We start from the raw sequence: 18,963 nt of genomic DNA on the forward strand, positions 1-18,963 counted from the left end.
ATGTCGCAGGTGAGTGTAGCCGAAATTCAAAAAGAAGACGGCGATCAAGTATTACAGTGGGTTACTTTCCAACTGGAAGATGAAACTTACGGTATTAACGTAATGCAGGTACGCGAAGTACTGCGTTACTCTGAAATTGCACCTGTACCAGGTGCGCCAGACTACGTGATTGGTATTATCAACCTACGTGGTAATGTTGTAACTGTGATCGATACTCGTTCTCGCTTTGGCTTGATGCCGGGTGAGATTTCAGACAATACCCGTATCGTTATTATTGAAGCCGAAAAACAAGTAATTGGTATTTTGGTTGATAGCGTTGCAGAAGTTGTTTATTTGCGTAGCTCAGAAATCGACACGACTCCAAGTGTGGGTACTGAAGAAAGCGCTAAGTTCATTCAAGGCGTAAGTAACCGCGATGGTGAGCTGCTGATCCTAGTGGATTTAAATAAGCTGCTTAACGATGATGAATGGGACGAGATGGCGTACCTATAATGCTTGATTTGGTCATACAATGGTTACCTCTTGGTATCTCGTTGGTTGCGCTTGTCTTACTGTTTGTGTTACTTGGCCGTGAGCGAAAAGCCCGTTTAGCCTTAGAAGCTAAATTTTCGGCGATGGAGCTTGTGGCAAAAAATGCACGTCAGCAACATGAAAGCCTCACTAAACAGTTCAATGAACTGCGTGTAGGTACCATGGGTATGAGCCAAAAAATGGCCGAAATAGCAGATCATCAAGAAATGTTAGCGGATCGTCAAAGTGAAATATCAATGCAAGATCCTGATGGACGCTTGTATAGCCGAGCCAACAAAATGGTTGAGCTTGGTGCGGATATTAATGAGTTGATGGAAGAGTGTGATTTGCCAAAAGCAGAAGCTGAATTGCTGATGCGATTACAGCAAATATCACAAACTCGCCGCCGCTAAGTATTCTACCTGTTGTTTACACGACAGTATCGATGTTTTCAGACCCTTCCCATCCGGGCGGGGTTTTTCCGTTTATGAACCATGAAAATGCAATAAGCTCTGCAATGATGACGTAGAGTTGCTCTGGAATGGTATCACCGACCTCAAGCTTGTTTAAATACTCCAGCAATACGGGATCTTCGTGAATTAACCCGCCTTGTTGTTTAACTTGCTCAATAATATGCTCGGCAAGCTGCTCTGTCCCTTTGCTGGTGACTTGTGGTGCTGTTCGGCCATCATAGTGTAATGCAACAGCATGTTTTGAGTAGCTCATATTTTGGCGATCAGTCCTGTATACGTTGTATTGTGCTCGCTATCAAACGTTTTGCTTTCTTGTTTGAAACTCATATTTGAAGTGGCTATACCCAGTGATTGCATTCGATGAGTGAGGTGAGGGGCTAGCAGCTCTGTACGTTGTAGTAGTTGTGCTGACGTACTACTGAAAAGGAGATGTAGTTGCTGATTTTTCCACACGGCTTTGGTGATTAATGTTTCACTGTCGCCAATGGGAAGCGTGAGGTCAATATGCCAACTTTCTTGTTTCTCATTTTTTTGTGAGCCACTCTTCGCTTTGTCTCTCCAGACATGTAGTTTAATTTCTTTTCCTTGTGCCTGCGCGAGGTGTAGCTGCAATACTGTCGGGATATCACTATCTTGCTGTGCATTAAGCGCGATACGTTGTTCTGCGGCTAAGCGAAGTAAAGCTTTAAAGTCATTTTGATCGCTGGGTGAGAGATCGGATAGCCACTGGTAAACCGTACTATTGGGTGTAGCTAATTGTTGAAGTAGCATTTGAACGGCTGATTGCCCAGCCCCTTGGCGTAACCAAGAAATAAGAGTTGCCTGATTATTCGGCAAAAGAAGCTGAGAGAGTATTTGCTGAGTAAAGTTTTGTGGTGTAGTCGACGTCGTATTTAACGATGACAAAAGTGCAACAAAACGTTGCAGTGCAGGCAGGTTTGTTAATAAAGTTTGCAGCCTTTGATGTGGGGTTTCCCCTACCACTTTGGTGGTAACTGGTTGACTTGTATCAACAACTTGGCCATTTAATCGCACTTTATCTGTATTGACTTGTCTATCGCTAGTTACTATAGCCATTAACGTTTTGTTGATGTGTACGGGGTTCACAAATACTTACCTTCACCCTTAATCTAGATAATCGGGTCGCTAACAATATGTCCGTCCGATGTGGTAATATGCGTGCTTAATTGTGTCACCTAGGATACATCATTTCGTATGTTGTCAGTAGAAAAGTTAAGCTGTATTCGTGATGAACGTGTACTGTTCGATGACTTAAGTTTTACCGTTGAAAGCGGTGAGTTAGTGCAAATTGAAGGCCATAACGGTGCGGGTAAAACTACGTTGCTCCGTATCATCGCAGGGCTAGGTAATACCGATGAAGGTCGAGTATGCTGGAATCAGGAAGATATACTGAGTGCCCGTGAAGAATATCATCAAGAGTTGCTTTTTTTAGGGCATCAAACCGGTGTAAAGCGCGAACTGACAGCATTTGAAAATTTAGCTTTTTTCCAAGCAATGCATACTGAGGTTGGTGAGTCACCGTTAGGCGGCAGTGCGCAAGTATTTGGTGATGATGCCTTGTGGCAAGCATTAGCCCATGTGGGCTTAGCCGGGCGTGAAGATGTTCCGGCGGGTCAATTATCTGCAGGTCAGCAACGACGTGTTGCTCTTGCAAGGTTATGGATAAGTAATCATCGATTGTGGGTGCTTGATGAGCCACTCACCGCGATAGATAAACAAGGTGTTCGTGTATTAGAGCGTTTGTTTTTAGCGCATGCACAACGTGGTGGCATCGTATTGTTGACCACGCACCAAGATATGTTTACAGACAGTGATCAACTAAGAAAAATAAAATTGGGGCAGTAAGCCGAATGTTGAATGCTATTTCTCAGGTTATTCGTCGTGAGCTATTAATTGCCTTTCGTCGTCAGGCCGATGTGTTTAACCCATTGTGGTTTTTCATTATCGTTATTACCTTATTTCCATTAGGGATCGGACCTGAGCCTAATTTACTTGCTCGTATCGCACCGGGCATTGTGTGGGTTGCGGCACTATTAGCAGCACTGTTATCACTTGAGCGTTTGTTTCGTGATGATTATGCCGACGGTTCATTAGAGCAAATGATGTTGATGCCAACGCCATTACCTGTGTTGGCATTAGCGAAAATGTTAGCGCATTGGTTACTGACGGGTGTGCCACTATTAATTATAAGTCCTCTGCTTGCGATTTTATTGTCGCTGGATTGGGCAACATGGAAAGCCGTTGTGCTTACCCTGTTAATTGGTACACCAACGTTGAGTTTTCTAGGCGCGATTGGGGTGGCATTAACGGTGGGATTACGTAAAGGTGGTGTTTTATTGAGTTTGCTCATATTGCCTCTTTATATTCCTGTGCTTATATTTGCAACCTCGGCGATTGATGCAGCGAGCCTAGGCATGCCATACAATGGGCAATTAGCCTTAATGGGCGCCATGCTGGTGGCATCAGCAACGTTATCACCGTTTGCGGTTGCTGCCTCGCTTCGAATTAGCGTGAACTGATTGCAACTTTTGTGGTTGCAGTGAGTAATATAATTATATTTATAACTGTTACATTTAGACTGAGTAGAGTTGATTTATGTGGAAGTGGCTACATCCCTACGCAAAAGCTGAAAACTGCTACCGCTTATGCGGCAAGTTGTTACCTTGGTTTTCCGCTATCGCACTGATATCTATTATCGCAGGTTCCGTTTGGGGGCTGGCTTACGCGCCAAGTGATTATCAGCAAGGCGATAGTTTCCGTATTATTTACCTGCACGTACCGGCTGCTATATGGTCGATGGGCGCATATATGTCGATGGCGATTGCCGCTTTTATTGGCTTAGTGTGGCAAATTCGTCTATCAGATATGGCTGCAGCGGCAATGGCGCCTATTGGTGCTGTGTTTACGTTTATTGCACTACTTACAGGTGCAATTTGGGGTAAGCCTATGTGGGGTGCTTGGTGGGTATGGGATGCTCGCCTGACTTCTGAATTGATTCTTTTATTCTTATACCTTGGTGTTATCGCGCTATACAGTGCATTTGATGATCAAAAAACAGCGGCGAAAGCTGCGGGTATTCTTGCTATTGTCGGTGTGATTAACCTGCCTATTATTCACTTCTCAGTCGAGTGGTGGAATACCTTGCACCAAGGTGCGACCATTACCAAATTTGATAAACCATCGATGGACAGTTCAATGCTGTGGCCTTTATTGCTAAACATTATTGGCTTTGCTTGTTTCTTCGGTGCGGTAACTTTGGTGCGTTTGCGCAGTGAAATTATTGCACGTGAAAGTCATCGCCCTTGGGTCCGTCAGTTAGTAAAGTGAGGAAAGTATGCATTTTGAATCATTTAGCGACTTTTTAGCGATGGGGGGTTATGCCTCTTACGTGTGGAGCGCTTACGGTATCTCTTTCCTTGCGATGCTTTGGATTTTATTGTCTAGCTTACAAAAAAAGCGCCGTTTAATGGCGGAGCTTAAAAATAAAATTGCGCGTGAGCAGCGTATTGAAGATGCGAAAAAACTGGAGAACACACTATGAACCCGAGACGTAAAAAGCGCTTAACCTTGGTGTTAGCGTTAGTCGTTGGCCTCGGTGCAACTATTGGCTTAATGCTGTATGCATTAAATCAAAATATGGACTTGTTCTATACCCCGACCGAACTTGTGAATGGTAAACCTGATGGTACAAAACCAGAGGTTGGTCAGCGTTTACGTATTGGCGGTATGGTGGTTGCAGGTTCAGTCAGTCGTGACCCTCAGTCGTTACAAGTAAGTTTTGATGTGGCCGATATTGGCCCGTCAGTAACCGTTACGTATGACGGCATCTTACCGGACTTGTTCCGTGAAGGTCAGGGTATTGTTGCGCAAGGTGTGTTAGTTAACGCAACAACCGTTGAAGCGCATGAAGTGTTAGCGAAGCATGATGAAGAATATATGCCGCCAGAAGTTGCAGCTGCAATGGAAAAAACACACGCGCCGCTTGAATATTCAAAAGAACAAACGCAAGGTAGTACACAATGATTGCTGAAATAGGGCACTTTGCTCTGATCATTGCGCTAGGGTTGTCGGTGCTTGCGAGCATTTACCCACTCTATGGTGCAACGACCGGAAATCAGGCAATGATGCGGACAGCACGACCACTCACACATGGTGTGTTTGGTATGCTGATGATCTCGTTTGTTATCCTGTGTTGGGGATTTTATAGCAACGATTTTACGATCACGTATGTTGCAAGTAACTCAAACTCTTTACTGCCTTGGTACTACCGTATAACTGCAGTTTGGGGTGCACACGAAGGTTCGTTACTGCTTTGGGTATTAATCCAAGCGGGTTGGGCTGCTGCTGTCGCTCGTTTTAGCCGTGGTATGCCGCTAGAATCTGTAGCACGCGTATTGGCAGTCATGGGAATGATTTCAGTGGGCTTCCTACTGTTTATTATTGTTACCTCAAACCCATTCCTGCGTACGCTTCCTTATTTCCCTGTTGATGGCCGTGATCTTAACCCGCTTCTACAAGATCCTGGTTTGATCATTCACCCACCAATGCTTTACATGGGCTATGTTGGTTTCTCGGTTGCGTTTGCATTTGCGATTGCATCGCTAATGACGGGTCGTCTTGATACGGCTTGGGCGCGCTGGTCTCGCCCTTGGACAATCGCAGCATGGTCTTTCCTAACGCTGGGTATCGCACTAGGTTCATGGTGGGCTTACTATGAATTAGGCTGGGGCGGTTGGTGGTTCTGGGATCCAGTAGAAAATGCTTCATTTATGCCATGGCTTGCGGGTACGGCATTAATGCACTCGTTATCTGTGACAGAAAAGCGCGGTACATTTAAAGCTTGGACAGTATTGTTAGCCATCTCTGCATTTTCACTGAGCTTACTGGGTACTTTCCTTGTGCGTTCTGGTGTATTGGTCTCGGTTCACGCCTTTGCTTCTGACCCTGCACGTGGCATGTTCATTTTAGGTTTCTTGGTTGTTGTTATTGGCGGTTCATTATTGCTTTACGCTCTGCGTGGCGGTCAAATTCGCTCTCGTGGTAACTACAGCTTGCTGTCGCGTGAAAACCTACTGTTAGCGAATAACTTATTGTTAATTGCTGGCCTGTTAGTGGTATTAATCGGTACTTTGTTACCGCTTGTACATAAACAAATTGGTTTGGGCTCGGTATCTATCGGTGCGCCATTCTTTAATACCTTGTTTACTTGGCTAATGATCCCATTTGCTTTCATTTTGGGTATCGGCCCACTGGTTCGCTGGAAACGCGATCAGATGTCGAGTATTAAAAAACCAATGATCATTTCAGCTTTGATCACTGTACCGTTTGCAATTGGCTCTATCTACTTGTTGACCGATAAATTCCAAGTGATGGCGGCACTGGGTGTTGCGATGGCGGTTTGGATTATTACACTGCAATGTTATGAAGTTTATGAGCGAGCAACGCATCGCCATAGTCTAATGACGGGGTTAGGTAAGCTAGGCCGAAGCCATTGGGCTATGGTATTAGGTCACTTAGGTATGGCTGTTACCGTTATTGGTATCGCGCTTGTGTCTAACTATGATCTAGAACGTGATGTTCGTATGGCGCCGGGTGAAACCATCAATGTTGAAGGTTACGACTTCCACTTCGCCGGTGTGCGTGATGCTGACGGTCCAAACTACGACGGTTATATTGCTGACTTTAACATTACTAAATCGGGCAAACGTGTAACGACACTTCATGCCGAAAAACGTTTCTACAGCGTAGCGCGTTCTATGATGACCGAGGCTGCTATTGACAGTGGTATTACCCGCGACCTTTATGTTGCTATGGGTGAGAAACTGGGTAACGACGGCGCTTGGGCGGTACGTATTTACTACAAACCATTTGTGAACTGGATTTGGTTCGGTGCAACCTTAATGGCATTGGGCGGCGCAATTGCAATTAGTGATAAGCGCTACCGTTTCCGTAAAAAAGCGAAGCAACCAGAATCAAGTGATGCTCAAGAAGCTGAGGTGAACTGATGAATAAAAAAGTCTTATTTATCCCACTAGCTCTGTTTATTGGGTTAGTTGTGATGTTCCTTGTTCAATTAACGCGCAATGCTGGCGGTGATGATCCCACTAAATTGGAATCAGTCTTAGTAGGCAAACCTGTTCCTCAATTTAAGTTGGAAGATTTAGTTGAAGCAGGCAAGTTGTACGAGCAAGGGATTTTCAAAGGTGAGCCATTATTGCTAAACGTATGGGCAACTTGGTGTCCAACGTGTTATGCCGAGCACTCTTACCTAAATGAGTTGTCAGCTGATGGTGTGAAGATCGTAGGCCTGAACTACAAAGATGATCGCTTAAAAGCGGTGCAATGGTTGAATGAACTGGGTAACCCTTATGTTCATAGCCTGTTTGATGGTAACGGCATGCTTGGGATGGATCTGGGCGTATATGGTGCGCCAGAAACCTTCTTGATCGATGCGAATGGCATTATTCGTTACCGACACGTCGGGGATGTTAACCCGCGTAACTGGTCAGAAAAATTGCAACCTATGTATCAAGCGTTACTTGAGGAGGCAAAAGGATGATGAAGCGACTTTCCATTATGCTCGCGAGTTTACTTTTGGTATTAACGGCTTCACTGCCTGCCTATGCTGCGATTGAAGTACATACTTTCGATAATGTCACTCAGGAAGAAGCTTTCCAAGAGCTAACAGCGACCCTGCGTTGTCCTAAGTGTCAGAATAACACCATTGGTGATTCTGATGCCCCGCTGGCACAAGATATGCGCCAGAAAGTGTATGACATGCTGCAGCAAGGCAAAGAAAAGCAAGATGTCGTTGATTACATGGTTGCCCGTTACGGTAATTTTGTAACTTATGAACCACCAGTAATGTTATCGACAATTATTCTTTGGCTTGGTCCTTTTTTGTTTATCGCAATTGGTTTCACTGTACTGGTGATGCGTTCTCGCCGCACTACTGCAACTGATAACACAGCGAAAGCGGATGATTTCGATGAGCAAGAAGCAAAGCGCCTTAAAACCTTGCTTGCTGAAATGGAAAACACAGAGAATAAAAACGATAAGGTGAAAAAATAATGATGTTGTTTTGGATTGCCACGGTCGTTTTGATTCTGATCGCGGTTGCTGTCTTTGTTGTGCCAATTTACTCAGGTAAAGAGGAAGATGAAGTTGCAAGCCGTGACGAGCTTAATAAAGCATTTTATAAAGATCGCGTGCGTGAAATCGAACTAGAAACAAGCGAAGGCATTGTCGAAAAACAAGGCGATCTTGTGACTGAACTGCAGCAGTCGCTACTTGATGATGTTACCGAACAGAAAGAATTGCATGAAAACAATGTATCAGCAGGATTAGTTATCCCCGGCGTATTGGTGATGATTATGATCAGCTATGGTATGTACTTTAATGTTGGTAACCTCAATAAGGTTGAAGAATGGCAAGAGGTCGCATCACGTTTACCTGAGCTATCACAACGCTTGATGGGTGAAGCTCAAGACCCGCTTAGCGATGAGGAAATGAATGATCTGACGCTTGCCTTGCGTACGCGTTTGCATTCAACACCGGATGATGCAACAGGCTGGCTGCTACTTGGTCGTGTCGGAATGGCAAACCGTGATGCCGAAACATCACAAAGTGCGATGAAGCGTGCTTATGATCTAAATCCTGACGATACAGAAACCCAGCTTGGTTATGCACAAACATTGATGATGATTGGTGATCCTGCACAGGTTGATTTTGTGCGCTTCCTACTTAAATCAGTGATTAAGCGTGACCATGCTAACGTGCGTGCGATGTCTCTTCTGGCCTTTGATGCATTTGAAGATGGGAAGTTTGAGCAAGCAATTTCATACTGGACCATGATGAAAAATCTAATCTCACCAGATGACCCTCGTGCCCCAATGTTGAACCGCAGTATTGAACGTGCGCAAGCTCAGTTATCACCGACAGGTGTGACAGCTAAATCAGTGTCTATTACAGTAGACCTTGCTCCTAGTGTTCAATTGCCGCAACAAGGTGTACTGATCATTTCTGCCCATGATGAGAATGGTTCACCAATGCCTATCGCCGCGCGTCGTGTACCATTATCAGGGAGCTTTCCAGTAACGATAACGCTCGATGATAATGACAGCATGATCCCTGAGCGTTTGTTATCTTCACAATCTAAATTGATGGTGAAGGCACGTATTGATACTGATGGTAACGTAATGACGAAACAAGGTGATTGGTTTGGTGAAAGCCAACCGGTTGATCTTGGAAGTAGCGTAGAAGTAAAAATTAATCAGCAATACGAATAACAAAACTGGCATATATTGAGCAGGCTCGATACTATTATTGAGTCTGCTTTTTTTATGGATGAAATAGAAAGCTTGTTAAAAGAAACAGTTACTACATCACTATTGGCACTTTTTTTATCATTGTCTCTCGTGGGCTGCGCTGACACACCTGAGCAATTAGAGAATGATGTTACTGAAACCAACAAAGTTACTGTCGCAGATCATATTGATTATGAAGCAGAGGTCGCGTTAGATAATCAAGTGTATGACCCGTTAGAAGGTATAAACCGAACGATGTGGGATCTAAACTATAACTATCTTGATCCTTATATTGCTCGTCCAGCCGCGATTGCTTATGTCGATTATGTCCCTGTGCCCGTACGCTCTGGTCTAGCCAATTTTTTCGCCAACCTTGAAGAACCAGCAAGTATGGTGAATAGCTTAATTATGCTAAACCCTGAAAATGCGGCGACGCATTTTAATCGTTTTTGGTTCAATACGGTATTTGGTTTGGGTGGGTTAATTGATATTGCGACTGCGGCAAATATTCCATCACCAGGTCAACGTGAATTTGGTGACTCATTGGGTTACTACGGGCTAGGTAATGGCCCTTACTTTATGGTGCCACTTTACGGCCCTATTACCTTACGGGAAGGTACAGGTGATATTGTAGATGGGCTTTATTTCCCGCTGAGCTTACTGACGTTCTGGCAAAGTGCAGGTAAGTGGGCACTAGAGGGGCTAGAGAAACGTGCTGCTCTTGTCTCGCAGGAATCGATTCTTGATGACTCTCCTGATCCTTATATATTTACCCGTGATGCGTATATTCAATATAAGAACTTTAGAGCAACAGGTGGTGCTACTGTTGATGAAGAGCCGCAAGAAGAAGCTTTCTCTGATGAGTTCTTAGACGAGATCGACGATTACTAATATCGAGAGTAACCTTGACCAACCAAACGAAAAGAGAGTGCCTAGGCACTCTCTTTTTTATTTCTGTTTTCTGTATTAGAAGCGGTAACTAGCCTGTACACCCACTAGCCAAACATTACCAGTGGTTTCACCTGTAAATTGACCTAACTCAGGGTGACCGGTCTCTTTTTCAGTCATAGACGCATCTTTAGCAAAGATGTAAGTGAAGCCTGCATCTAGGGTGAAGGCTTTAGTCACTTGGTAGCCTGCACCCACACTTAGCCATAGGCGATCTGTTTCTGGAATCGTTTGTGTACGGTTGTCATCGTTAACCGCTGAGGTGTCGTAAGCCACACCAGTGCGAAGCACGACTGCTTGGTTTAGCTGGTAAGTTGAACCAACCGCTAAACGGTAGTTGTCTTTCCAGTTTTCTTGTTTGATTAGCTTTTTATCACTCCCAAGAGCTGGGATGTTTGCTTCTAGTTTTTCAAAGCTGCTCCAATCGGTCCAGTTAAAGCTTGCGTGAATAGCGAGTTGTTCAGTTAACTGGTGGAAGCTCGCTAGTTCAGCTGTCGCAGGAAGAGATAGCTCCATTGAACCGTCGAACTTTTGTTCTGGGTTCATAGGGTTGAAAGAGAAGCCTTCAGCGTGACCTTCAAGGTTTAGATCTACTGCTGAACGGTAGTTGAAACCAATGCGGTTGTCGTCATTGATCTGCCAAGCGGTACCTAGTTGCCAGCCCCACGCGTTGTCTTCACCTTCCATGTATTTTAGGTTGGTTCCTTTAGGTAAGGTACCCACAGGTGTTGACATGTCTGCTGGGTTTGTTGCGCCAAAGTGACCTTCGCCCATTACGTAACGAATACCAGCACCGACACTGAATTGCTCGTTAATTTTGTAAGCAATGTTAGGGTTGATTTCTACCGAGTGCACTTTTGCTTGGTTACCAAACTGGGTCGCTTTAAAGTCGCCACCCAGTTCAGTTTCCATACCGTAGTTAGTTGAAAACGCTAAACCTAAGAATACTTGGTCATTTAGTTGGTGAGACAAATAGAAGTTAGGGATAACCGCTGAGCCTGCAATGTCTTTTGCTTCTGTAGGGATCGCCATACCAACATTTAGATCACCTTTAACATCGATGTTTGGATCAACGTAAATCGCACCAGTCGATACTTGAGTACCTTTAAGGTACGTTAGCATTGCTGGGTTGCGAAATTGTGCGCCTGCATTGTCAGCCATTGCAGCTTCACCGGCAAATGCACGGCCAAGGCCTGTTGCTGAGTATTCTGCAAGTTGGAAGCCTGCTGCTGTTGCACTTGTGCTTACACCAAAAGTTAACGCTGCTGCTAAAGCAATAGTAATATTATTCTTTTTCATGATTTATTGTTCGCTGAAATTAATACAACGAATGATACGCTTTAGAGTAAAAGCTTTAAGTTATAAATGCATATTTTTGTGTTATTGGATGAATTAGCGGCAATTTAGTGAGGATGGTAGAAATAGTTGATGCTTTTTTCAGTCGTTTACATTGTTATTGATTTTTTTCAGCGTACAGGCGTGTTGTTATTTGAGGGGTTGAGCGTACAGAGCGTCGCTGAAAGTGAGCGATGATAAAATGGTTAATTCAGTAAGTGTAGCAAAAAGTGCATATTTATTAATGGTTAATATAACTAAAATGAATAAAAATAAAAAGGGAGCCAAAAGGCTCCCTTAAATATTATGGCTTAACTGTTCGCTGAAATTAGAATGAACGGCTGTATTGAACACCATATAGCCAAGCATTAGCACGTGTAGTTGCTGATACACTTGTGATGTTAGGTAACATAGATGCCGTGCTTGGGTCTGGATTTGGAGTGCTTTCATTTACACTAATGTCTTTACCCATTAGGTAAGTAACACCGAAATCGATATTTGATTTGTTATCGATGTGGTAAGTGAAACCAGCAGATAGCCACTGACGGTCAGAGTCAGGTACTGAGATTGATGTGGTCTGATCTTGGGCACTGGTGTCGTACATGTAGCCCGCACGAAGATCCCAATCGTTGTTTAGGTAGTAAGTTCCACCTAATGCGTAGTGCCAACCGTCTTTCCAGTTGTAGTCATTTAGATGAGTGCCACCGTCAGTCTCTAGTTTGTCGAATTCACTCCACTTAATCCATTGCACGCTATAGTGAACTGCGAACTGATCGTTGAGTTTATGAAAGCCAGAGAACTCAGCCATATCAGGTAGAGGCATGATTAGTTTTTCGTCAACCTTATTGCCACCAAGTGATATATCACCTTCAGCCTTTAGATCTGGGCTAAAGCGGTACGATAAACCAAAACGATTATCTTCATTCAGTTCATAAACAGAACCGATATTCCAGCCAAGCGCATAACCGTCGGCATCAACATCGACTAGTTTCCCTTTTGCGCCAAGACCCGCTTCTAGCATTGCGTTCGTGCGTTCTAGTTTACCGCTACCGTAGATCACATCTAAACCACCACCAACACTGAATTGGTCGTTGATGCGGTAGGCGACACTTAGCGCGAAGTTGATGCTTTTAACGTCAGTTAAACCGCCATATTCGTTACCAGCAAAACTGTCATCGAACTCAGTTTTAGTACCAAAGTTAGAGTAGATGCCACCACCGACAGTAAATTTGTCGTTGATAGGGTGAATGTAGTAAATATTTGGTACGTATGCAGTACCGCCAACACTTTGATTACTTTGGCCAGGAACCGATTGACCTGCAAATTTATAATCGATGTCTTTAACTTGGATGTCAGTATCAATAACGTTAAGGCCAAGAGAGATTGCAGGTGCATCGAATAAAGCCATTGCTGCTGCGTTACGAGATAGTACAGATGCATTATCTGCGATTACCGCATCACCAGCGAAAGCACGGCCAAGTCCAGTTGCCGATTGACCATTAAGTTGGAAACCAGCAGCTGCCGCTTGCTGAGATGCCATTGCCACTGTCAATGCTACGATTGACTTAGTAAACAGACGCTTCTTGTTCATATTTATTATTATTCCTAATTATTTTGTGCAGATATATCTTCTACTTTGGAAGATTGCGCAAGATTGTAGGTGTGTAGCCTGGTCTATCAAAGCTGACCAGTTGCTATTTTATTGATACGTTTAACTAAAGTTAACGTTTCGTTACGGATTGTATAGCAATTGAGCGACTGTAGGGGAGGAGTAATAATGTATTATGCAACAGGGGTAACACTTTTACGTGGTCTATGTGAAAAAAGAATAAAGGCTACGCGATCTCGTAGCCTTTAATGCGTAACCTATTGAACAATAAGTAACCAATCATCATAGGGGGATGATTATTGGTATTGCTTTATATTTGCCATTGAAGCTCAGACTTTATTGTTTTAGCAACCGGATCCATATCAACCCCTTTCTCACCAACCACAATTAAACTGGCATTTCGGAGTGGCAGTAATACGCCTCCCATCGTTTTATCGTTAAAGTTAGTAACAGTTGGGCTTTGTTCTGGAACAATAAAGACGGTGACTTTACCTTCAGGTGTATCGACTACCATGTGAAGCGCATTTTGCTCCCCAAAAGAGCAGTGATTTACGTAGTACACATGGCCAGGTAATGATGATAATTCTGTTCCAAAAGGCTTTAGTTTGGCATTAACTTGGCTGAGTTGTACTGATTCATCTATGGTATCAATGAATGGTGCTTCAGCATGTACATGACTAAGTGCAATTTGCCCTAATGACGATGCTTCAGCAGAGCGTATTACTTCTGCATTTGATAGGATTTGGTCAAATTGCCCCGTAAATACCCCAAAAGCAAAGGCGACTGATGCTGCAATAGCTAAATGCACTCGGGTTGTTTTGGGTTTCGCCGGCGTTTGTCCTGATTGATGGAACAAAATACGATCAACCAGATCGTCTGGCACATCGACCTTTAGTGCTTTTTCAAGTTTAGTATCGAGTAGCTGTAATTCATCGGATAGCTTTCTATTCACCAAGGATGAATTCTTCGCTTCGATCATTTCAGCGCTATTATCGTTAGGATCCGCGAGAATACGCCTACGGAATTCAAGATCGTCCATTGTGATGACCCCTCTGTTCGGATTGTTTCTCTAATTGTTCTTTTAATTGATTTCGTGCTCTGAACAAGCGAGTCATAACGGTATTACGGTTTAGATCTAGAATTTCAGCAATTTCATCACCACTAAAGCCTGCCATAACCTGTAATACCAATGGTTCTCTGTATTCTGGGGTTAGCTTCATTATTTGACGGTGTAGCTGCTGTTGCTCTAATTCCATCTCATTATCTTGCTGGTGCGTATCAGCAATGGCGTAATCATCAATATCAACTAGATCGAATTGTTTACGTTCAAAACGACGGGCATTTTCACGCCTAAGAATGGTAATTAACCATGCTTTAGCTGCTTTGTCATCTTGTAAACTGTCGAGAGAGCGCCATGCCCGCAAGCAAGTTTCTTGGACTAAATCTTCTGCAATATGCTGATCGTGGCAAAGCCAGTATGCATATCGGTAAAGATCTCGGTGCCATGCCCTAACGAGGGCTTCGTATCGTCTTTGCTTATTCATATCAACAGAGACCGAGGCATCCGGCTTTTTCTTACGAAAAAATTGTTTAATCATACTTTTGCCTAAACCAGTGATGGTTATCCTTGCAATCTGAGTGAATTGTCGCCGTTGGTTAATCAAAAAATTGTGTTTTCAGCCTTAAAATTGATCTGCTTCAAATTCTGACTGCTCAGGCAAGTTATAGTAGTCCTCGTCATCTGGTAGAGATGGTTGAGCGCAAGTTCTGAGGATTCAGGGTTGCGAGCAGCAGGATCTATCTGTTGAGCAAGATGACAACTTCCTTTTGAAGGCTGACTTTACTTTCTCCTATCAGGTATTGCCTGATTTGCAATTGGCTTTATGTTAATTGACTTTATATTCATTACGTAGATTGCTTTCCGCGTAAATTATAACCATACCATATAGGTGTGGTTTTTTTTTGCCTATAGAAAAGTATATACCTAAGTAAAGGTAAGATACCTAATGAAGTTTCATACTTTAAATATCGATGTTTCTCTTCTCTTCTCTTCTCTTCTCTATGGGCTGTGCTTTCTACTTTACTGTGGTTGTGATTACCTTCTAACTCCTCAAATATCTGGCTGATGAATAGCGAAATTATCGCTTAAAAGTATCGATGTTCATCATGTTTCTTAAAACATTCGTTTGAATTAAATAACAAATTGATTACAATTGGTGTGGTCTGACCTCTATTTTGGTGATCCTTGTTAGCTGTCGACGACGGTAAGGATCGCAATTAGCTGCAATTTAATCATTAATAAGGAGTAGCGATGACACGTCTCCAGAACCTCACCACCTCACAAGGTGAGCGCATCGCCGTTGTAAGTGGATTACGTACCCCTTTTGCTCGCCAAGCGACCGCCTTTGATGGTGTGTCTGCGCTTGATATGGGCAAGATGGTAGTGAATGAAATGCTTAATCAAGTCGATATTGATCCTAAGCTGATCGAGCAAGTTGTCTTTGGTCAGGTTGTGCAAATGCCTGCAGCCCCGAACATTGCGCGTGAGATTGTTCTGGGTACTGGCATGCACATTGGTACAGATGCTTATAGTGTGACGCGTGCTTGTGCTACCAGCTTTCAAGCAGCAGCCAATGTAAGCGAAAGTATCTTGTCGGGCACGATTGATATTGGTATCGCGGGTGGTGCTGACTCATCATCGGTATTACCGATAGGCGTGTCGAAAAAAATGGCCGCGACCTTATTGCAGCTAAGCAAAGCAAAAACCATGAGTAAGCGTTTAAAGCTGCTCAGTAAATTAAGCTTAAAAGATTTAATGCCAGTACCGCCTGCGGTTGCTGAATATTCAACAGGACTAAGCATGGGACAAACGGCGGAGCAGATGGCTAAAAGCCATGGCATTACCCGTTTGGAACAAGATGCATTAGCGCACCGATCTCATACATTGGCGGCGCAAGCATGGCGTGATGGTTTGATCCAAGGTGAAGTGATTACGGCTTTTCCTGAACCTTATCGCCAGTGGATTGATAAAGATAATAATATTCGTGAAGATTCTAGTATGGAATCTTATGCCAAACTTCGCCCGGCGTTTGACCGTAAGTTTGGTACCGTGACGGCGGCAAACAGTACGCCATTAACCGATGGTGCTGCTGCTGTGCTCCTGATGCGAGAAGGCCGCGCTAAAGAGCTGGGTTTTACCCCGCTTGGTTACATTCGATCTTATGCATTTTCTGCCATTGGCGTAGAGCAAGATATGTTAATGGGGCCGTCTTACGCGACACCGATGGCGTTGGATCGCGCAGGGTTGTCGTTATCTGATTTAACCCTGATCGATATGCATGAAGCATTTGCTGCTCAAGCATTATCGAATGTGAAGATGTTTGGCTCGAAGAAATTTGCCCAAGAAAAGCTCGGTCGTAGCGAAGCGATTGGTGAAATCGACATGGATAAATTCAATGTCCTTGGCGGTTCTATCGCTTACGGTCACCCTTTTGCGGCAACGGGCGCACGAATGATGACGCAAACACTGCGTGAGTTAAAACGTCGCGGTGGTGGATTTGCATTGAATACCGCATGTGCCGCTGGTGGCTTAGGTGCAGCAATGATTTTGGAGGCAGAGTAATGACACAATCAGCATTTACATTAACGTATGGCGATAACGGTGTTGCTTGGCTCAAGATCGATGTGCCTGATGAAAAAATGAATACGCTGCAATCAGCATTTGTCGATCAAGTGACAACTGTACTCGAAGAGCTGAAAACAAAGTCAGATCTTAAAGGTATGGTGGTGCATTCAGGTAAGCCTGATAATTTTATTGCTGGCGCAGACATTAAAATGTTGGCGGCATGTACAACAGCAGAAGAAGCACAGCAACTGGCCGCGCAAGGTCAGGTGTTGTTCTCGCAATTAGAGGCATTACCGTTTCATGTGGTGGCGGCAATTCACGGCCCATGTTTAGGTGGTGGGTTAGAGCTGGCTTTAGCGTGCCATAGCCGCGTCTGTTCTGATGATGATAAGACACGGTTAGGATTGCCTGAAGTACAGCTTGGCTTATTGCCTGGTTCGGGGGGAACCCAGCGTTTACCACGTTTGGTCGGTGTTGCTAATTCGCTTGATATGATTTTAACCGGTAAGCAATTACGTGCTAAAAAAGCGAAAAAGATTGGTTTAGTTGAAGAGTCGGTCCCCTTGAGTATTTTGCTTGATGTTGCAGAGAAGCAAGCACTAAAACCCAAGCCTAATCGTAAAAGTTCACTACAAGAATGGGCGCTGGGTGGTAATGCGCTGGGCCGTTCATTGGTGTTTGATCAAGCGGCCAAGAAAACCCATGAGAAAACCCGCGGTAATTACCCTGCGGCTGATGCCATTCTTGAAGTGATTAAAGTCGGCTTGCAAGATGGCTTGAAAAAAGGCTTTGATCTTGAAGCGAAACGCTTTGGTGAACTGGTCATGAGCCCAGAATCTGCTGCACTGCGCAGCATCTTCTTTGCTACGACAGCCATGAAGAAAGAGCATGGAGCTGATGCTGAACCTAAAACGGTTAAGCGGATTGGCGTATTAGGTGGTGGTTTAATGGGAGGCGGGATCAGCCATGTCTCGGCCGTTAAAGCTAAGCTACCGACTCGCATTAAAGATATTGCTAATGATGGCATTAAAAATGCCATGAACTACAACTTTAAACTGTTAGAGAAGCAGCGTAAGCGCCGCATTATTAGTAAAGCAGAGCAGCAATCTAAGATGCTCTCTATTTCAGGTGGTACCGACTACACTGGCTTTAATCATGTTGATGTGGTTATCGAAGCGGTATTTGAAGATTTGAATCTTAAGCATCAAATGGTGAAAGAAATCGAGGAAAACGGCAACGCGCAGACGATCTTCGCAACCAATACTTCATCGCTACCTATTCATCAAATCGCTCAAGCAGCTGAACGTCCTGAAAATGTGGTTGGCTTACATTACTTTAGCCCAGTAGAAAAGATGCCCTTAGTTGAAGTTATTCCACACGAAGGGACATCAGAGCAAACTATCGCCACCGTAGTCGCACTCGCGAAGAAGCAGGGTAAAACCCCGATTGTTGTTGGCGATAAAGCAGGTTTTTACGTAAACCGCATACTAGCACCATACATGAATGAAGCCGCGTCGGTGTTAATGGCTGGCGAACCGATTGAGCATATTGATAATGCCTTGCTTGATTTTGGTTTCCCTGTTGGTCCTATTACGTTACTTGATGAAGTTGGTGTTGATATTGGCGCGAAAATCATGCCGATCCTTGTCGCTGAATTGGGTGAGCGTTTCCAAGGTCCAGACGTTTTCGATGTGTTGCTTGCGGATAACCGTAAGGGGAGAAAAACGGGTAAAGGCTTCTATAAGTACGACAGTAAGAAAAAAGAAGTCGATAAAACCGTGTATAAACTGCTGAATATTGAGCCACAGCAGCATGCTGCCGCAATTGATATCGCTCAGCGTTGTAGCTTAATGATGCTTAACGAAGCTGCCCGCTGTCTAGATGAAGGTGTGATTAAATCGGCGCGTGATGGTGATATTGGGGCAATTTTTGGTATCGGTTTTCCACCATTCTTAGGTGGCCCATTCCGCTATATGGATCAAGTGGGTATCGAGCGCATTGTCGAGCTGTTAACTGACTGCACTGATAAATACGGTGAACGCTTCCAGCCATGCGATAAGTTGGTGGCGATGGCGAATGAAGGCCAAACCTTTTATTCGTAGCTGATTTGTACTAATACCTGCACGTTTTATCAGT

The 18,963-nt window shown here is 44.1% G+C and carries 20 protein-coding genes; 14 read left to right on the forward strand and 6 right to left on the reverse strand.

Going from position 1 to position 18,963, the window contains the following annotated elements:
* Positions 1 to 492: a chemotaxis protein CheW gene (locus tag OCU87_RS04450; RefSeq protein ID WP_062689751.1), complete on the forward strand. Its 492-nt coding sequence runs from the start codon at positions 1 to 3 to the stop codon at positions 490 to 492.
* Positions 492 to 923, forward strand: coding sequence for a DUF2802 domain-containing protein (locus OCU87_RS04455; protein ID WP_261857897.1), 432 nt, complete (start codon positions 492 to 494; stop codon positions 921 to 923). Before OCU87_RS04450 ends, OCU87_RS04455 begins: the two co-directional genes overlap by 1 nt.
* Positions 924 to 939: 16 nt before the next feature.
* Here OCU87_RS04455 and OCU87_RS04460 read toward each other — a convergent pair whose 3' ends face one another.
* Positions 940 to 1,236, reverse strand: a complete 297-nt coding sequence (locus OCU87_RS04460; RefSeq protein ID WP_062689753.1) for an EscU/YscU/HrcU family type III secretion system export apparatus switch protein — start codon at positions 1,234 to 1,236, stop codon at positions 940 to 942.
* Positions 1,233 to 2,060, reverse strand: coding sequence for a hypothetical protein (locus tag OCU87_RS04465; protein WP_261857898.1), 828 nt, complete (start codon positions 2,058 to 2,060; stop codon positions 1,233 to 1,235). Before OCU87_RS04465 ends, OCU87_RS04460 begins: the two co-directional genes overlap by 4 nt.
* Positions 2,061 to 2,198: 138 nt before the next feature.
* On the opposite strand from OCU87_RS04465, the gene ccmA reads away from it, so the two are divergent.
* From ccmA to OCU87_RS04515, 10 genes are all read left to right on the forward strand, one after another.
* A complete protein-coding gene (gene ccmA, locus OCU87_RS04470) occupies positions 2,199 to 2,849 on the forward strand; it encodes a cytochrome c biogenesis heme-transporting ATPase CcmA (RefSeq protein WP_094955878.1) in 651 nt (216 codons plus the stop codon).
* Positions 2,850 to 2,854: 5 nt separating this feature from the next.
* Positions 2,855 to 3,523, forward strand: coding sequence for a heme exporter protein CcmB (gene ccmB, locus OCU87_RS04475; protein ID WP_094955879.1), 669 nt, complete (start codon positions 2,855 to 2,857; stop codon positions 3,521 to 3,523).
* A gap of 76 nt (positions 3,524 to 3,599) precedes the next feature.
* Positions 3,600 to 4,331: a heme ABC transporter permease gene (locus OCU87_RS04480; RefSeq protein ID WP_062689759.1), complete on the forward strand. Its 732-nt coding sequence runs from the start codon at positions 3,600 to 3,602 to the stop codon at positions 4,329 to 4,331.
* A 7-nt stretch (positions 4,332 to 4,338) separates the two neighbouring features.
* Positions 4,339 to 4,545, forward strand: a complete 207-nt coding sequence (gene ccmD / locus OCU87_RS04485; protein WP_062689761.1) for a heme exporter protein CcmD — start codon at positions 4,339 to 4,341, stop codon at positions 4,543 to 4,545.
* Complete coding sequence (gene ccmE / locus OCU87_RS04490) at positions 4,542 to 5,027, forward strand: cytochrome c maturation protein CcmE (protein ID WP_062689763.1); 486 nt, start codon at positions 4,542 to 4,544, stop codon at positions 5,025 to 5,027. Before ccmD ends, ccmE begins: the two co-directional genes overlap by 4 nt.
* Positions 5,024 to 7,009: a heme lyase CcmF/NrfE family subunit gene (locus OCU87_RS04495; protein ID WP_062689764.1), complete on the forward strand. Its 1,986-nt coding sequence runs from the start codon at positions 5,024 to 5,026 to the stop codon at positions 7,007 to 7,009. Before ccmE ends, OCU87_RS04495 begins: the two co-directional genes overlap by 4 nt.
* A complete protein-coding gene (locus OCU87_RS04500) occupies positions 7,009 to 7,563 on the forward strand; it encodes a DsbE family thiol:disulfide interchange protein (RefSeq protein ID WP_094955883.1) in 555 nt (184 codons plus the stop codon). Before OCU87_RS04495 ends, OCU87_RS04500 begins: the two co-directional genes overlap by 1 nt.
* Complete coding sequence (locus OCU87_RS04505) at positions 7,560 to 8,075, forward strand: cytochrome c-type biogenesis protein (protein ID WP_094955884.1); 516 nt, start codon at positions 7,560 to 7,562, stop codon at positions 8,073 to 8,075. Before OCU87_RS04500 ends, OCU87_RS04505 begins: the two co-directional genes overlap by 4 nt.
* Entirely contained in the window at positions 8,075 to 9,292 is a 1,218-nt protein-coding gene (ccmI, locus tag OCU87_RS04510; protein WP_261857899.1) for a c-type cytochrome biogenesis protein CcmI, read from the forward strand. The genes OCU87_RS04505 and ccmI overlap by 1 nt, the downstream gene beginning before the upstream one ends.
* A gap of 54 nt (positions 9,293 to 9,346) precedes the next feature.
* Complete coding sequence (locus tag OCU87_RS04515) at positions 9,347 to 10,201, forward strand: MlaA family lipoprotein (RefSeq protein WP_062689767.1); 855 nt, start codon at positions 9,347 to 9,349, stop codon at positions 10,199 to 10,201.
* A gap of 75 nt (positions 10,202 to 10,276) precedes the next feature.
* Here OCU87_RS04515 and OCU87_RS04520 read toward each other — a convergent pair whose 3' ends face one another.
* From OCU87_RS04520 to OCU87_RS04535, 4 genes are all read right to left on the reverse strand, one after another.
* On the reverse strand, positions 10,277 to 11,557 hold the full coding sequence (locus OCU87_RS04520; protein WP_062689769.1) for an outer membrane protein transport protein: 1,281 nt from the start codon (positions 11,555 to 11,557) through the stop codon (positions 10,277 to 10,279).
* 364 nt (positions 11,558 to 11,921) lie between these two features.
* Positions 11,922 to 13,184, reverse strand: coding sequence for an outer membrane protein transport protein (locus OCU87_RS04525; RefSeq protein WP_261857900.1), 1,263 nt, complete (start codon positions 13,182 to 13,184; stop codon positions 11,922 to 11,924).
* Between the two features lie 328 nt (positions 13,185 to 13,512).
* Positions 13,513 to 14,241, reverse strand: coding sequence for a DUF3379 domain-containing protein (locus tag OCU87_RS04530; protein ID WP_261857901.1), 729 nt, complete (start codon positions 14,239 to 14,241; stop codon positions 13,513 to 13,515).
* Positions 14,228 to 14,800, reverse strand: a complete 573-nt coding sequence (locus tag OCU87_RS04535; protein WP_094956375.1) for a sigma-70 family RNA polymerase sigma factor — start codon at positions 14,798 to 14,800, stop codon at positions 14,228 to 14,230. The genes OCU87_RS04530 and OCU87_RS04535 overlap by 14 nt, the downstream gene beginning before the upstream one ends.
* A gap of 713 nt (positions 14,801 to 15,513) precedes the next feature.
* Between OCU87_RS04535 and fadI the strand changes: the two genes are divergently transcribed.
* Positions 15,514 to 16,824: an acetyl-CoA C-acyltransferase FadI gene (fadI, locus tag OCU87_RS04540; RefSeq protein WP_094956374.1), complete on the forward strand. Its 1,311-nt coding sequence runs from the start codon at positions 15,514 to 15,516 to the stop codon at positions 16,822 to 16,824.
* The gene (gene fadJ / locus OCU87_RS04545; RefSeq protein ID WP_261857902.1) at positions 16,824 to 18,929 is read left to right on the forward strand and encodes a fatty acid oxidation complex subunit alpha FadJ; all 2,106 of its coding nucleotides are present in this window, start codon (positions 16,824 to 16,826) and stop codon (positions 18,927 to 18,929) included. Before fadI ends, fadJ begins: the two co-directional genes overlap by 1 nt.
* Positions 18,930 to 18,963: the final 34 nt, after the last annotated feature.

Source organism: Photobacterium sanguinicancri (assembly GCF_024346675.1).
Classification (GTDB): domain Bacteria; phylum Pseudomonadota; class Gammaproteobacteria; order Enterobacterales; family Vibrionaceae; genus Photobacterium; species Photobacterium sanguinicancri.

Bases quoted from the DNA above. Each gene is read 5' to 3' on its own strand.
- fadI (WP_094956374.1), top strand. From the start codon at position 15,514: ATGACACGTCTCCAGAACCTCACCACCTCACAAGGTGAGCGCATCGCC.
- OCU87_RS04525 (WP_261857900.1), bottom strand. From the start codon at position 13,184: ATGAACAAGAAGCGTCTGTTTACTAAGTCAATCGTAGCATTGACAGTG.
- ccmD (WP_062689761.1), top strand. From the start codon at position 4,339: ATGCATTTTGAATCATTTAGCGACTTTTTAGCGATGGGGGGTTATGCC.
- ccmA (WP_094955878.1), top strand. From the start codon at position 2,199: ATGTTGTCAGTAGAAAAGTTAAGCTGTATTCGTGATGAACGTGTACTG.
- OCU87_RS04530 (WP_261857901.1), bottom strand. From the start codon at position 14,241: ATGGACGATCTTGAATTCCGTAGGCGTATTCTCGCGGATCCTAACGAT.
- OCU87_RS04495 (WP_062689764.1), top strand. From the start codon at position 5,024: ATGATTGCTGAAATAGGGCACTTTGCTCTGATCATTGCGCTAGGGTTG.
- OCU87_RS04455 (WP_261857897.1), top strand. From the start codon at position 492: ATGCTTGATTTGGTCATACAATGGTTACCTCTTGGTATCTCGTTGGTT.
- ccmE (WP_062689763.1), top strand. From the start codon at position 4,542: ATGAACCCGAGACGTAAAAAGCGCTTAACCTTGGTGTTAGCGTTAGTC.
- OCU87_RS04500 (WP_094955883.1), top strand. From the start codon at position 7,009: ATGAATAAAAAAGTCTTATTTATCCCACTAGCTCTGTTTATTGGGTTA.
- OCU87_RS04450 (WP_062689751.1), top strand. From the start codon at position 1: ATGTCGCAGGTGAGTGTAGCCGAAATTCAAAAAGAAGACGGCGATCAA.
- OCU87_RS04520 (WP_062689769.1), bottom strand. From the start codon at position 11,557: ATGAAAAAGAATAATATTACTATTGCTTTAGCAGCAGCGTTAACTTTT.
- OCU87_RS04515 (WP_062689767.1), top strand. From the start codon at position 9,347: ATGGATGAAATAGAAAGCTTGTTAAAAGAAACAGTTACTACATCACTA.
- OCU87_RS04480 (WP_062689759.1), top strand. From the start codon at position 3,600: ATGTGGAAGTGGCTACATCCCTACGCAAAAGCTGAAAACTGCTACCGC.
- ccmB (WP_094955879.1), top strand. From the start codon at position 2,855: ATGTTGAATGCTATTTCTCAGGTTATTCGTCGTGAGCTATTAATTGCC.
- OCU87_RS04465 (WP_261857898.1), bottom strand. From the start codon at position 2,060: ATGGCTATAGTAACTAGCGATAGACAAGTCAATACAGATAAAGTGCGA.
- OCU87_RS04535 (WP_094956375.1), bottom strand. From the start codon at position 14,800: ATGATTAAACAATTTTTTCGTAAGAAAAAGCCGGATGCCTCGGTCTCT.
- fadJ (WP_261857902.1), top strand. From the start codon at position 16,824: ATGACACAATCAGCATTTACATTAACGTATGGCGATAACGGTGTTGCT.
- OCU87_RS04505 (WP_094955884.1), top strand. From the start codon at position 7,560: ATGATGAAGCGACTTTCCATTATGCTCGCGAGTTTACTTTTGGTATTA.
- ccmI (WP_261857899.1), top strand. From the start codon at position 8,075: ATGATGTTGTTTTGGATTGCCACGGTCGTTTTGATTCTGATCGCGGTT.
- OCU87_RS04460 (WP_062689753.1), bottom strand. From the start codon at position 1,236: ATGAGCTACTCAAAACATGCTGTTGCATTACACTATGATGGCCGAACA.